Below are 12684 nucleotides of genomic sequence, written 5' to 3' on the forward strand. Positions count from 1 at the left end.
CAGACTAACGGAACCCCGCACCGTCAGGGCTCCCCGCCCACGCCCTAACCTGGTGCTATGGGCATGCCGAGCGAGGTCCATCCCACCGTCGAGGACCCCCGCGTGGAACGTGCGCGGTACTGGCGGTTCTCCGGGCTGCCCGCGACCGAGATGCTGACCGCCCGGTTCGTCACCACGGCCTTCACACGGCACACCCACCCCACCTACACCATCGGCATGATCACCGGTGGGATCGAGGAGTACGCACACCCCGGCGGCCGTTCCCGAGTGGGACCGGGCGGTCTGGCCGTGGTCGCCCCCGGCGAGGTGCACACCGGTCACGCCGGCGTCCCCGAGGGCTGGGGGTACCGGGTCTTCTACCCCGCGCCCGAGGTGGTCGAGGAGATCGGCCGCGATCTGGGCATGCGAGGCACCCCGGGGTTCCGTGGATCGGCGTTCGACTCCCCGGAGGTGTCCCGGGTCCTGGTGACCGCGCACATGGCGGCCGAACGCGGAGAGAGGCTGACCGCGTCCTCCCTGGCCCGGCAGGGACTGGCCATGTTGCTGCGCGCGCACGGTCGCGAACGGGTCCCCGAGCCGATGGAGCTCAGCGCCCGCCCCGAGGTACTGCGGGCCCGGGACCTGCTGTCCCGGGATCTGGCGACCCCACCGACCCTGGAGGAACTGGCCGCCGCAGTGGGGCTGGGACCGTTCGCGCTCAACCGCGCCTTCCGCGCGCGCTACGGGTTACCGCCCCACGCGTATCTGAACCAGCTGCGGGTGGACCGGGCCCGCGCCCTGCTGCTGACCGGGCGCCGGGTCGGTGAGGTCGCCGTGGAGGTGGGCTTCGCCGATCAGCCCCACCTGACCCGACACTTCCGCCGCCACCTGGGGGTGCCGCCCGGCGCCTACCAGCGCGACCTGGTCCTTCACGGCGAGCGGGGCGCCTGAGGACGGGGCCCGCCCGGGCGCGGTGCGGCGCGGCCGTCCGGGTCGGCGCGGGCGCAAGAACGTTCAAGACGGGCATCGGGAACCCGCCTAACATGGACCAACGTGAAGATCCTGTCGCAACTGCGCTCCCCTGCCGTCCGGGACAGCCTGGGCATCGGTGTCGCCGTGGGCGCCGCCGGCCTGGCGTTCGGCACGGCCGCGGTGGCAGCGGGGTTGTCCCCCGCTCAGTCCGTGTTCCTCAGTCTGTTCATGTTCACCGGCGCCTCCCAGTTCGCGCTGGTCGGCGTGATCGCCGGCGGCGGCAACCTCGTCGCCGGGGCGCTGGGCGCCCTGCTCCTCGGCGCTCGCAACACCCTGTACGGCCTGCGTCTGGCCGACGTCCTGGGTTGGCGCGGCGTCCGGCGGGCCCTGGCCGCCCACGGGGTGATCGACGAGACCACCGCGGTGACCCTGGTCCAGCCCGACCGGGAGTCGGCCCGCACCGCGTTCGTCACCACCTACGTGGTGCTGGGGACGTTCTGGGTGGCCTCGACCCTGGTGGGCGCCCTGGCCACCGAGCGGGTGAGCGACGTGGGCGCGTTCGGCCTGGACGCGGTGGGCCCGGCGATCTTCCTGGGGCTGCTCTGGCCCCGGCTCCGCGACGAGGGCGGCCGGACCCGACTGACCGCCCTTCTCGGCGCGGGCATCGCCCTGACCACCACCCCCTTCCTGCCGCCCGGGGTACCGGTGCTGCTGGCGGCCGCGGCCGGGCTGATCGCCCTGTTCGGACCGGAGCCGGGGCACGCGCGTCCCGCGGAGCGGCGCCCGGACGCCGCGGAGGAGCGGAACGAGGAGGTGGGGTCGTGACCCTGTGGATCGCGCTGATCGCCACGGCGGCGGGGTGCTACCTGCTGAAGTACGCGGGGATGGCCGCCCCTCGACGCCTGTTGGACAACCCCTGGCTGCGCCGGTTCGCCGTCGCCGTTCCCGTCGCCCTGCTCGCCGCCCTCATCACCGTGGAAGCGCTGCGCGGCGAGGGTCAGGCCCTGGCCTGGGACACCGCCCGCATGGCGGGGGTGGGCGCGGCGGTGCTCGCCCTGATGCTGCGGGCACCCTTCCTGGTCGTGGTGGTCGCCGCTGCCGCGACCACGGCCGCGCTGCGCGCCCTGGGACTGTGAGCACCGATCCGACCGGGGATCGGTGCGGGTTGTGGTGAGTTGTCCACAGGCGGTCATCCCCACCCTTGACCGACCCTGGGCGGCCTGCGAGAGTCGGCCGCATGCACGCGCGGGACACACCCTGCTCCCGGTGCGCCTTGAGAGGACCTTGCGACGATGGAAGGACCCGCCTCCATGGCCCCTGACGCACAACGGACCCGACCCCCCACCGACACCGCCGCGCAGGCGGCCGTGGAGGTCCTGGCCGCCGCCGGGATCAGACGCTGCTACACCGTCCCCGGTGAGAGCTTCCTCGAACTGGCCGACGCGATCGACCACCATCCCGAGATGACGCTGGTGTCCACCCGGCACGAGGGCGGCGCCGCCTTCATGGCCGAGGCCGACGCCAAACTGACCGGGGTACCCGCCATCGCCGCCGCCACGCGCGGTCCGGGGGCGGCCAACCTCGCGGTGGGCGTGCACACCGCCATGCAGGACTCCACCCCGATGATCGTGTTCCTCGGCCAGGCCGAGACCGACCAGCTGGGGCGCGAGGCCTTCCAGGAGGTGGACCTGACCGCCTTCTACGCCCCGATCACGAAGTGGTCCACGACCGTGCACCGCGCCGACCGTCTCCCGGAGATCACCGCGCGGGCGATCCGGATCGCCACCACCGGAAGGCCGGGTCCGGTCGCCATCGCGGTGCCGGGCGACCTGTTCGGCGAGCGGGCGGTCGCACCGTCGGTACCGCCGCCCCTCGCCGCTCCCCGGCCGCCCCTGGAGGTGACCGATCGGGATCGGTTGGCGACCTGGCTGACCCGGGCGGTACGGCCGGTGATCATCGCCGGTGGTGGGGCCCGGGACGCGCGCGAGGAACTGGTGCGGGTCGCCGAGCGCTACAGCGCGGGGGTGTACGCGGCCTGGCGACGCCAGGACGTGTTCCCCAACGACCACCCCCTGTACCTGGGCCACCTGGGGCTCGGCGCGCCCAGCGCGATCCTGGGTGCGTTGGCCGACGCCGACGCGGTCCTGGTGGTGGGGTGTCGGATGAGCGAGACCACCACCCAGGGGTACCGGCTGCCCGAGTCCGACGGGCGGACCCGGGTCGCGCAGATCGACATCGATCCCGCACAGGTGGGCGCGACCCGGCCGGTGTGGCTGGGCGCCGTGGCCGACGCCCGCAAGGCGCTGTCCGCCCTGTCCCGGGCTCCCGGGCATCCGCCCTACCGGGACTGGACCGCGGCCCGCCGACTCTGGGTGGAGAGCACCGAGCCGCCCGGGGAGGTCGAGTCGCACCGGGAGGACCGCATGCACCCGTGGTCGGTCATCGCCGGCATGCGTCAGGCCCTGCCCGAGGACAGCCTCATCACCAACGACGCGGGCAACTTCGCCTCCTTCCTGCACCGGGGCTGGTGGTTCCGGCACCCTCGGACCCAGCTCGCCCCCACCAGCGGCGCCATGGGATACGCGGTCCCGGCGGCCGTGGCCGCCAAGATCGCCGCTCCGGAACGCACCGTGGTCGCGGTGGCCGGCGACGGGGGCGCCCTGATGACCGGCCAGGAGTTGGAGACCGCGGTGCGCATGCGCGCCGCGGTGACCGTGGTGGTGTTCCAGAACGGGCTGTACGGCACGATCGCGATGCACCAGGCCCGCGAGCTGGGACGCCTCGCGGGAACGCGGATCAGCGGCCCCCTGGACCTGGCCGGCTACGCCCGTTCCCTCGGGGCCCGCGGAGCCACCGTGCACACCCGCGAGGAACTGGAGAAGGTCCTGGCCGAGGCGATCACCGCCGACCTGCCCACCCTCGTGGACGTGCGCACCGACCCGGAGGTGATCAGCCCGACCGCCACCATGTCGGACCTGCTCGGCTCCCAGTGAACCCCGCCGGGCCGGGGGTCGAAGCCCCCGGCCGGGTTCACGCACCCACGTCGACGCTCCGCTCCGGCCTGGGGTCCACCGTCCCTCGTCCGGACCGACCCGCGGTGGGTCCGCCTCCCCGGGGGTCCGCTTGCCGACGCACCCGCTCCCCCGGCGGAGTCCCCGCGTTCCCGGGGTCGAGGGATAGGGGTGAACGGCCGTGGCCAGGCCCGGTGACCGGCGCACGGAGTCGCACCCACCGGCCGGGACTCTCCGCTCGACGACGCCGTCCGGACGCGGCCCGGTCGCGAGACCCGAGGACCGGGCCGTCGGACCGAGGGCGGTTCCCGGTCCCGGCGACGAGTGCTACGGCTCGGTGGGGTGGGCGGCGGCTTCGCGGAGCGCGCGGACGACGGCGCGGATGGCGGGCCGGCGGGAGGCGTCGGTGCGCCAGAAGACGTAGACCTGGCGGACCAGGGCGGGTTGGACCGGGACCACACGGACGCCCTCGGGCAGGGGACCACGCCCCAGGCGGGGCATGACGGCGGCGCCGATGCCGGCGGCGATGAGCGCCAGCTTGGTCTGGTGCTCCTCGACGTTGTGCACGACGTTCGGTTCGCCCCCGCGCTGTCGGATGATGTCGTGCAGCCAGTCGTCGCAGATGGACCCACGCCCCCAGCTGATCCACGGCAGGTCGAGGATCTCGTCGAGTTCGAGCAGCTCGCGGTGGGCGAGGGGATGGTCGGCGGGCAGGGCGATGTCGCCGACGTCGTCCATGAGGGGCGCCCGGGTCATTCCTTCGGGCAGGCGCAGGGGGCGACCGACCCAGTCCACGACCATGGCGAGGTCGGCCTCGCCGCGGACCATCGGGGGCACGCTCTCGTGGGGCTCCTCCTCGTAGAGCTCCACACGCAGTCCGGGATGGGCCTCGCGGAGGGCGGGCAGGGCCTGGGGCAGCAGTCCACGGACGGCGGTGGGTGTGGCGGACAGGCGCAGGTGCCCGGTGACGTCGTCGCGGTGGGCCTCCAGGTCGGCCTCGGCCTGCTGGACCAGGGACAGGATCCGGGAGGTGTGGTCGACGAGGAGTTCGGCCGCGTCGGTCAGGCGCACGCCGCGACCGTTGCGTTCGACCAGGGGCTGGCCCACCTCACGTTCGAGTTTGGTGAGCTGCTGGGAGACGGCGGAATTGGTGACGTGGAGCGCCTGGGAAGCGGCACTGAGGGATCCGTGCACCGCGATGGCGTGAAGGACACGGAGCCGGTCGACACTGAGCATGTAAGTAACACTAACTTCTGGGTTAAGAAGAATGAAGTGGACCTAAGAGGTTTGGTGAGGATAGAACCGTCCCATGACCACTCCTCCGCCCCTCCCCGCCGCGGCACCCTCCACCCTCCGTCGCCTGCTGTCCGGATGGCGCGCGAAGTTCGTGCTGCTCGCCCTGGTCTGGGGGATGAGTTTCGTCCTCATCCGGATCGGGGCGGAGGTGCTCACGCCCGTCCAGCTCTCCCTGGGCCGCATGCTCACGGGGGCGCTCCCCCTGGTGGCGATCCTCTTCCTGCGCGGAGGCCGTCTTCCCTCCGATCCTCGCCTGTGGGGCCACCTGTTCGTGGCGGCGCTCCTGCTCAACACCGTCCCCTTCACCCTGTTCGGCTACGCGGGGCAGCTCATTCCGTCCGCGCTCATGGGGATCGTCAACGCCGCCACTCCCCTGTTCGGGGTGGTGTTCTCGATGCTGCTGCTGTCCGACGAACGCCCGGACCGCGACCGCGTGCTGGGGTTGGCCATCGGCTTCCTGGGGGTGCTCACCGTCTTCGGCGTGTGGAGTTCGCTGGACACGGTGGCGGTGGACGAGGGCGACTCGATGCTCGGCATGCTCCTGGTGGTGGGGGCGACCGCCTGCTACGGGATCGGCACGCCCTACCTGCGCCGCTTCGTGGCCGGGACCTCGCACGGCGCCCTGGAGCTGAGCGCGCTGCAGCTCCTGCTCGGCTCGCTGCCCCTGATGCTGCTCGTTCCGTGGTTCGGGGGTGTCCCCACCGGGTTGACCTGGGAGGCGGCCCTGGCCGTGGGCACCTTGGGTGCGCTCGGCACCGGCTTCGCCTACGTCCTTCAGTACGGGATCGTCCGCGGGGCCGGTGCGACCGTCGCCACCACGGTCACCTACGTGGTGCCGGTGGTGGCGGTGACCGCCGGGATCGTGCTCATGGGCGAGACCCTGAGCTGGAACCAGCCGCTGGGCGCGCTGGTGATCATCGTGGGCGCGGCGCTGTGCCAGGGCGTGGTGCGCGTGCGCAGGCCCGGCCCCACCACCACGAGCCGGCACTCGGTGGGCCGGGACCCGCTCACCCCGGCCCCCACGGCCGAGGACTCCGCCGAGCGGGGCGTCTGCGGCACCGACACCACCGTGCGGGACCCCGCCGTCGAGGACGTCGCGCTCCCGACGGCGCCTCCCCGGAAGTGAGGCTCCACCCGGCGGGAGCCGGCCGAGGGGTCCGGAGACGACGTCGGCCCGGGCCCGCACTGGGCGGGCCCGGGCCGAGGCTCGCATCCGACCCGACCGGGTGGGCCGGATCGCGTCGGCGGCGCTACTCCTCGCGGAGCCTGTCCACCGCCACGACGAGGTCGTCAGGGTAGGGGCTGGAGAACTCCACCGGACGGTGCTCGGTCGGGTGGTCGAAGCCCAGCCGGACCGCGTGCAGCCACTGGCGGCGCACACCCAGCCGCTCGGCCAGGGTCGGGTCCGCCCCGTAGAGCATGTCCCCCACGCAAGGATGGCGCAGCGCGGACATGTGCACCCGGATCTGGTGGGTGCGCCCCGTCTCCAGCTTGATCTCCAGCAGGCTGGCGGCCCGGAAGGCCTCCTGGGTGTCGTAGTGGGTCACCGAGGGGCGACCGCCCGCGACCACGGCCCAACGACCGTCACCGGCGGGGTGCCGGTCGATCGGGGCGTCCACGGTCCCGCGCAGCGGGTCCGGGTGTCCCTGGACCAGCGTGTGGTAGCGCTTGTCCACGGTGCGTTCCTTGAACGCCCGCTTGAGCACGCTGTAGGCGGTCTCGCTCTTGGCGACCACCATGAGGCCGGTGGTGTTGGCGTCCAGACGGTGCACGATGCCCTGGCGTTCGGCGGCACCGCTGGTGGCCAGCTGCACCCCGGAGGCCAACAGGCCTTCCAGAACACTGGGCCCGGTCCAGCCCACCGTGGGGTGGGCGACGACACCGATCGGCTTGTCGACCACGATGATGTCGGCGTCCTCGTGCACGATGCTCATGCCGGGGACGGGCTCGGCGCGCGGCACCGGGGCGGTGGGCGGCGGCGGGAGGGTGACCTCCAGCCAGGCTCCGGCCTGGACCCGGTCGGACTTGCCGGCCTCGGATCCGTCCAGAAGAACGCTCCCGTCGACGATGAGCTCGGCGGCCCGGGTGCGGGACAGCCCGAACATCCGCGCGATCGCGGAATCGAGGCGGTCGCCCTCCAGTCCGTCGGGGACCGGCAGGCTCCTGGTGTCGCTCATGCGTCCTTGCTCCCCTCACCGTCGGCGTCCGGGTTCTCGGTGCCCTTGTCGGCCTTGGCGGTGTCCTCGTCGGCGGCCATCGTCCCGTCCAGGTTGAGGCCCTTGAAGGTCAGCGCGACCACCAGGCAGGCCCCGACCACCACACAGGAGTCGGCGATGTTGAAGACCGGCCAATTCGGCAGCCGGATGAAGTCGACGACGGCACCGTGCAGGGGCGCCGGGTCACGGAAGAAACGGTCGACGAGGTTGCCCGCCGCCCCGCCCATCATCAGGCCGAGAGTGACGCCCCACCACACGCTGCGCACACGCCATCCGATGTAAGCGATCGCGAGGACGACGATGCTGGCGATGATGGTGAAGACCCAGGTGTAACCGGTGCCCAGCGAGAAGGCGGCACCGGTGTTGAACACCAGGGTGAACTGGAGGAAGCTGCCGATCACGTCGACGCTCTCACCGGGGTTGAAGGCCGCGAGCGCCCATTCCTTGGTGGCGAGGTCGACGGCGATCGCCACGAGCGCGACCAGCAGCAGGAGCAGGTACCTGCGCGGCCGCGCGGCGGTGTTGTCGTCGGTCGTGGTCATGTTGCTGTCCCCGGAGGGCTCTACCTCAGTCAGCGACGCTCCTCGCGCTGTTTGCAGGTGACGCACAGGGTGGCCCTGGGGAAGGCCTGAAGGCGAGCCTTCCCGATGGCCTGGCCGCATGACTCACAGACCCCGTAGGTTCCCGCGTCCATCCGTTCGATCGCCCGTTCGCCTTCGGCGAGCAGGTCACGAGTATTGTAGGCCAACGCCAGATCGTGTTCGCGCTGGAAGGCCTTCGCCCCGGTGTCGGCGGGATCGTCCCCCGCGCCCTCGACGGGGTCGGTCAGCCGTTCGGCGACCTCGTCCTCGGTCTCCCGAATCTTCTCCCTCTGGGCCGCGATCTCGTTCTCCAACTGTCCGCGGACCTCGGCGAGCTCCTTGGGGGTCCACGGGTCCTCACCCGGTCGGACCGGTAGCCTCGCCGCTTCAGTGGCGTTCATCGCACTTCCCCTTCGCGCGCCTCACGGACCACTTCGCGCTCTTGGCGAACCGCGAAGCCGCCCCCCGGGCGATGCCGTGAGTGGTGCCGCGAAGCCTAGGCAATGACGTCCCACAAGGCAACGATCCGAGGCTCGAAGCGCACACACGGCGGGCACGGCCTCGGCGAGGGCGCCGCGTTCGGCCCGACCCGACACCGTCATCGCAGGTGGCCACGCGTGTCGCTCGCCCCGGCGCCCACGCGTTCCCGTCGCCTCCCCGCGGGGCCCGACCGGAACGGTCGCACTCCGCTCACTCGGCGACGGCGAAGCCGCCGTAGTCCTCCGCGAGCAAGGCCAGGTGCGGTTCGTCGAAGGTCGCCGGGCCACCGTGCGGGCCGGTGAGCACCTCGATCACCCAGTCGACGTCCTCGGCGTCGTCCTCCCCCGCGAGCATGTCGCGATGCACCCGGCACGGCTCGTAACCCTGTTCCAGGAGTTGCTCGGCCAACTCGTCGGCGTCCTCACGGTCCGCCAGGGTCACCAGCACCGCACCCCTCGTGCGCTCGACCATCGCCGTACCCTTTCGCTCGATCAGCGGTACGCCTCGCCGTACTGCGTTATCCTGACTAGCGTGTCGATGGGGACGAGTAGCGCTGGCCCCGACCGGACAGGCACAGCCTAGAGGGGGCGTGCCGGTTCCAGCGACCCGGGGACGGTGCGAGCCCGGGGGTACGACCAGCGCGAAGATCACCCCGGAGCGGCCGGAAGAACAGGCGCCCCAGTCCGAGCGAACGGCGGAGCGCGCCCCAGTAGAGCCGGCGTTGACCCAATGAAGTGGGACCCGTCACCGGGCCGTGTCACGGCCCTGGTCACGGATCCAAGGAGGGTGGTACCGCGGGGCGCAGCACGCCTCGTCCCTCCGTCAGGAACACCCCTGATGGAGAAAGGTACGACGGTGACCGACGACCCCCGGCCCGAATCCCGCGCGCTGCCACAGCTGCCCGCTCAGATCGACCTGCCCGCGACGGAGCGCGAGATCCTCGGCCGCTGGTCGAAGGAGAACGTCTTCCAGCGCTCCCTGGACCAGACCCGCGGCCAGGAGAACTGGGTCTTCTACGAAGGCCCGCCCACCGCCAACGGCCAGCCCGGTGTCCACCACGTCGAGGCGCGCGCGTTCAAGGACGTCTTCCCGCGCTTTCGCACCATGCGCGGCTACCACGTCGACCGGAAGGCCGGCTGGGACTGCCACGGCCTGCCCGTCGAGGTGGCCGTGGAGAAGGAACTCGGCCTGAGCGGCAAGAAGGCCATCGAGGAGTTCGGCATCGCCGAGTTCAACGATCGTTGCCGTGAGTCCGTGCTGCGCAACGTCGACGCGTTCACCGCCATGACCGAGCGCATGGGCTACTGGGTGAACATGGACGACGCCTACCGCACCATGGACCCGCAGTACGTGGAGTCCGTGTGGTGGGCGCTCCAGCGGATCTGGAACAAGGGCCTGCTGGTCCGGGACTACCGGATCAGCCCCTACTGCCCGCGCTGCGGCACCACCCTGTCCGACCACGAGCTGGCCCAGGGGTACGAGACCGTCACCGACCCGTCGGTGTACGTGCGGTTCCCGGTCACCTCGGGCCCGCTGGCCTCCCCCGAGCACCCGACCTCGCTACTGGTGTGGACGACCACCCCGTGGACCCTGGTGTCCAACACCGCGGTGGCCGTGCACCCCGACGTGAAGTACGTGGTCGCCACCAACGGCGACGAGCGCCTGGTCCTCGCCGAGCCGCTGTTCGAGAAGGTCCTCGGTGAGGGCTGGGAACTCACCGGTGAGAGCTTCGAGGGCAACGAGATGGAGCGCTGGACCTACCAGCGTCCCTTCGATCTCGTGCCGTTCGACGAACCCGCGCACTTCGTGGTGCTCGCCGACTACGTCACCGTCGAGGACGGCACCGGTCTGGTCCACCAGTCGCCCGCCTTCGGTGCCGACGACATGCTCGTGTGCCGCGCCTACGGGCTGCCCGTGGTCAACCCGGTGCGCCCCGACGGCACCTTCGAGGCCGGTCTGCCGCTGGTGGGCGGTGCGTTCTTCAAGGAGGCCGACGCGACCCTCGTGGCCGACCTCAAGGACCGCGGGCTGCTGTTCCGTCACCTGAACTACGAGCACTCCTACCCGCACTGCTGGCGCTGCCACACCGCGCTCCTCTACTACGCCGTGCCGTCCTGGTACATCCGGACCACCCAGGTCAAGGACGAGCTCATCGCCCAGAACGACGTCACCCACTGGGTGCCGGAGAACGTCAAGGAGGGGCGCTTCGGCGAGTGGCTGCGCGGCAACGTCGACTGGGCCCTGTCCCGTAACCGGTACTGGGGCACCCCGTTGCCGATCTGGGAGTTCCCGGACGGCCGACAGATCTGCGTGGGCTCCCTGGCCGAACTCGGCGAGCTCAGTGGCCAGGACCTGTCGAACCTGGACCCGCACCGCCCCTACGTCGACGACATCGTCATCCCCGACCCGGACGCCGACCCGTCCCTGCCGGAGGAGGAGCGGGTCGCACGTCGCGTGCCCGAGGTGATCGACGCCTGGTTCGACTCGGGGTCGATGCCGTTCGCGCAGTGGGGCGCCCCGCACCACGCCGAGGAGACCTTCCAGGAGAACTTCCCGGCCCAGTACATCTCCGAGGCCATCGACCAGACCCGCGGCTGGTTCTACTCGCTGCTGGCCGTCAGCACCCTGGTGTTCGGCCGCAACTCGTTCGAGAACGTGGTCGTGCTCGGCCACATCCTCGCCGAGGACGGCCGGAAGATGAGCAAGCACCTGGGCAACGTCATGGAGCCGATCCCGGTGATGGACCGCCACGGCGCCGACGCGCTGCGCTGGTTCATGCTGGCGAGCGGTTCCCCGTGGACGGCGCGCCGGGTCGGCCACACGGCCCTGGAGGAGATCGTCCGCAAGGTGCTGCTGACCTACTACAGCACCACGTCGTTCTTCACCCTGTACGCCAACACCGGCACCGGCTGGGACCACTCGCGTCTGGCGGAGGCGCCCGCCCCGCAGGACCGTCCGCTGCTGGACCGGTGGCTGTTGTCGGAGCTCAACGAGGTCGTCCGCGACGTCACCGAGTCGATGAACACCTTCGACACCACCGGCGCGGGTCGCCGCCTGACCGCGTTCGTCGACGACGTGTCCAACTGGTACGTGCGCCGCTCCCGCCGCCGGTTCTGGGGCGGGGCCGACACTCCCGAGGGCGCGGCGGCGTTCGCGACGCTGTTCGAGGCGCTGGAGACCGTCACGCTGCTGATGGCACCGATCGTGCCCTTCCTGACCGACCACGTGTGGTCGGCCCTGCGTCGTCCCGACGCCGCCGACTCGGTGCACCTGGCCTCCTGGCCGGAGGTCGACACCGCGCTCATCGACCCGGACCTGTCCCGTCAGATGGCCCTGGTCCGTCGTCTCGTGGAGCTCGGGCGCTCGGCCCGGGTGGACTCGGCGGTGCGCACCCGTCAGCCGCTGGCCCGCGCCCTGGTGGGCGCCTCGGGCTTCGCGGATCTGCCGGAGCAGCTGCGTCACCAGGTGGCGGACGAGCTCAACGTGGTCGGTCTGGACTCCTTGTCGTCGGTCGGCGGCGACCTGGTCGACTACGTCGTCAAGCCGAACTTCCGCGCCCTGGGCAAGCGTTTCGCCAAGCGCACGCCGGTGGTGGCCCAGGCCATCCAGGCGGCCGACCCGGCCACGCTGGTCGAGCAGGTGCGCTCCACCGGCTGGGCACAGGTGGTCGTCGAGGACGAGCCGGTCGAGGTGAGCGCCGACGAGGTCCTGGTGACCGAGCAGCCCCGCGAGGGGTGGGCGGTGGCCACCGAGTCCGGGGAGACGGTCGCCCTGGACCTGGAGCTGACGCCGGAGCTGCGCCGTGCCGGTCTGGCCCGCGAGATGGTCCGGATGTTGCAGGAGGCCCGGAAGAACAACGGGCTGGCGGTGTCCGACCGGATCCACGTGTGGTGGACCACCGAGGACGAGACGGTCCGCGCGACGCTGTCCGAGCACGGACAGAGCATCGCCGGTGAGGTACTGGCCGACGCCTTCGTGGCCGGTGCGGGCGAGGACGCGCCGCACTCGACCGGGTCGGAGGAGCTCGGGGTGACCTTCACCTTCCGCAAGGCCTAGGTGTACTGACCACAGAGGTTGAGTACAGCCCTACGGTGATTTGACAGCAAGAGAGGGCCTCCGACATAGGTGTGGATTGTCTAGATCAACACC

Annotated in this window: 11 protein-coding genes; 6 read left to right on the forward strand and 5 right to left on the reverse strand. The window is 71.6% G+C overall.

From position 1 onward, the window contains the following. Window positions 1-57: 57 nt before the first annotated feature. The 4 genes from DSY14_RS07415 to DSY14_RS07430 all read left to right on the forward strand — a co-directional run bounded on the left by DSY14_RS07415 (window position 58) and on the right by DSY14_RS07430 (window position 3944). Window positions 58-930, forward strand: a complete 873-nt coding sequence (locus DSY14_RS07415; protein WP_374223990.1) for a helix-turn-helix domain-containing protein — start codon at window positions 58-60, stop codon at window positions 928-930. A gap of 102 nt (window positions 931-1032) precedes the next feature. Continuing rightward, the gene (locus DSY14_RS07420; protein ID WP_211715719.1) at window positions 1033-1776 is read left to right on the forward strand and encodes an AzlC family ABC transporter permease; all 744 of its coding nucleotides are present in this window, start codon (window positions 1033-1035) and stop codon (window positions 1774-1776) included. Beyond that, window positions 1773-2087 (forward strand): AzlD domain-containing protein, encoded by a 315-nt coding sequence (locus DSY14_RS07425; protein ID WP_211715720.1) that lies wholly within the window; start codon window positions 1773-1775, stop codon window positions 2085-2087. Before DSY14_RS07420 ends, DSY14_RS07425 begins: the two co-directional genes overlap by 4 nt. Window positions 2088-2261: 174 nt before the next feature. Then, window positions 2262-3944, forward strand: a complete 1683-nt coding sequence (locus DSY14_RS07430; RefSeq protein WP_211715721.1) for a thiamine pyrophosphate-dependent enzyme — start codon at window positions 2262-2264, stop codon at window positions 3942-3944. Between the two features lie 345 nt (window positions 3945-4289). On the opposite strand, the gene DSY14_RS07435 is transcribed toward DSY14_RS07430, so the two are convergent. Then, window positions 4290-5198 carry a LysR family transcriptional regulator gene (locus DSY14_RS07435; protein ID WP_211715722.1) on the reverse strand — a complete coding sequence of 303 codons (909 nt, stop codon included), beginning with the start codon at window positions 5196-5198 and terminating at the stop codon, window positions 4290-4292. Window positions 5199-5271: 73 nt separating this feature from the next. Between DSY14_RS07435 and DSY14_RS07440 the strand changes: the two genes are divergently transcribed. Next, complete coding sequence (locus DSY14_RS07440; protein WP_211715723.1) at window positions 5272-6384, forward strand: DMT family transporter; 1113 nt, start codon at window positions 5272-5274, stop codon at window positions 6382-6384. A gap of 124 nt (window positions 6385-6508) precedes the next feature. Here the strand turns inward: DSY14_RS07440 and DSY14_RS07445 are convergent, their stop codons facing one another. The 4 genes from DSY14_RS07445 to DSY14_RS07460 form a co-directional block, all read right to left on the reverse strand. Then, entirely contained in the window at window positions 6509-7435 is a 927-nt protein-coding gene (locus tag DSY14_RS07445; RefSeq protein ID WP_211715724.1) for an RluA family pseudouridine synthase, read from the reverse strand. Continuing rightward, a complete protein-coding gene (gene lspA / locus DSY14_RS07450; protein ID WP_211715725.1) occupies window positions 7432-8016 on the reverse strand; it encodes a signal peptidase II in 585 nt (194 codons plus the stop codon). Before lspA ends, DSY14_RS07445 begins: the two co-directional genes overlap by 4 nt. Before the next feature lie 29 nt (window positions 8017-8045). Next, window positions 8046-8456 carry a TraR/DksA C4-type zinc finger protein gene (locus DSY14_RS07455; RefSeq protein WP_211715726.1) on the reverse strand — a complete coding sequence of 137 codons (411 nt, stop codon included), beginning with the start codon at window positions 8454-8456 and terminating at the stop codon, window positions 8046-8048. A 289-nt stretch (window positions 8457-8745) separates the two neighbouring features. Then, window positions 8746-9006, reverse strand: coding sequence for a hypothetical protein (locus DSY14_RS07460; protein ID WP_211715727.1), 261 nt, complete (start codon window positions 9004-9006; stop codon window positions 8746-8748). A 384-nt stretch (window positions 9007-9390) separates the two neighbouring features. On the opposite strand from DSY14_RS07460, the gene ileS reads away from it, so the two are divergent. Further along, the gene (gene ileS, locus DSY14_RS07465; RefSeq protein ID WP_211715733.1) at window positions 9391-12591 is read left to right on the forward strand and encodes an isoleucine--tRNA ligase; all 3201 of its coding nucleotides are present in this window, start codon (window positions 9391-9393) and stop codon (window positions 12589-12591) included. Window positions 12592-12684 lie beyond the last annotated feature (93 nt).

It is taken from the genome of Nocardiopsis sp. MG754419 (assembly GCF_018207095.1).
Classification (GTDB): domain Bacteria; phylum Actinomycetota; class Actinomycetes; order Streptosporangiales; family Streptosporangiaceae; genus Nocardiopsis.

Coding starts and splice junctions, on each gene's coding strand:
- DSY14_RS07435 (WP_211715722.1), bottom strand. CDS start 5,198: ATGCTCAGTGTCGACCGGCTCCGTGTCCTTCACGCCATCGCGGTGCAC.
- DSY14_RS07455 (WP_211715726.1), bottom strand. CDS start 8,456: ATGAACGCCACTGAAGCGGCGAGGCTACCGGTCCGACCGGGTGAGGAC.
- lspA (WP_211715725.1), bottom strand. CDS start 8,016: ATGACCACGACCGACGACAACACCGCCGCGCGGCCGCGCAGGTACCTG.
- DSY14_RS07430 (WP_211715721.1), top strand. CDS start 2,262: ATGGCCCCTGACGCACAACGGACCCGACCCCCCACCGACACCGCCGCG.
- DSY14_RS07460 (WP_211715727.1), bottom strand. CDS start 9,006: ATGGTCGAGCGCACGAGGGGTGCGGTGCTGGTGACCCTGGCGGACCGT.
- DSY14_RS07445 (WP_211715724.1), bottom strand. CDS start 7,435: ATGAGCGACACCAGGAGCCTGCCGGTCCCCGACGGACTGGAGGGCGAC.
- DSY14_RS07440 (WP_211715723.1), top strand. CDS start 5,272: ATGACCACTCCTCCGCCCCTCCCCGCCGCGGCACCCTCCACCCTCCGT.
- DSY14_RS07415 (WP_374223990.1), top strand. CDS start 58: ATGGGCATGCCGAGCGAGGTCCATCCCACCGTCGAGGACCCCCGCGTG.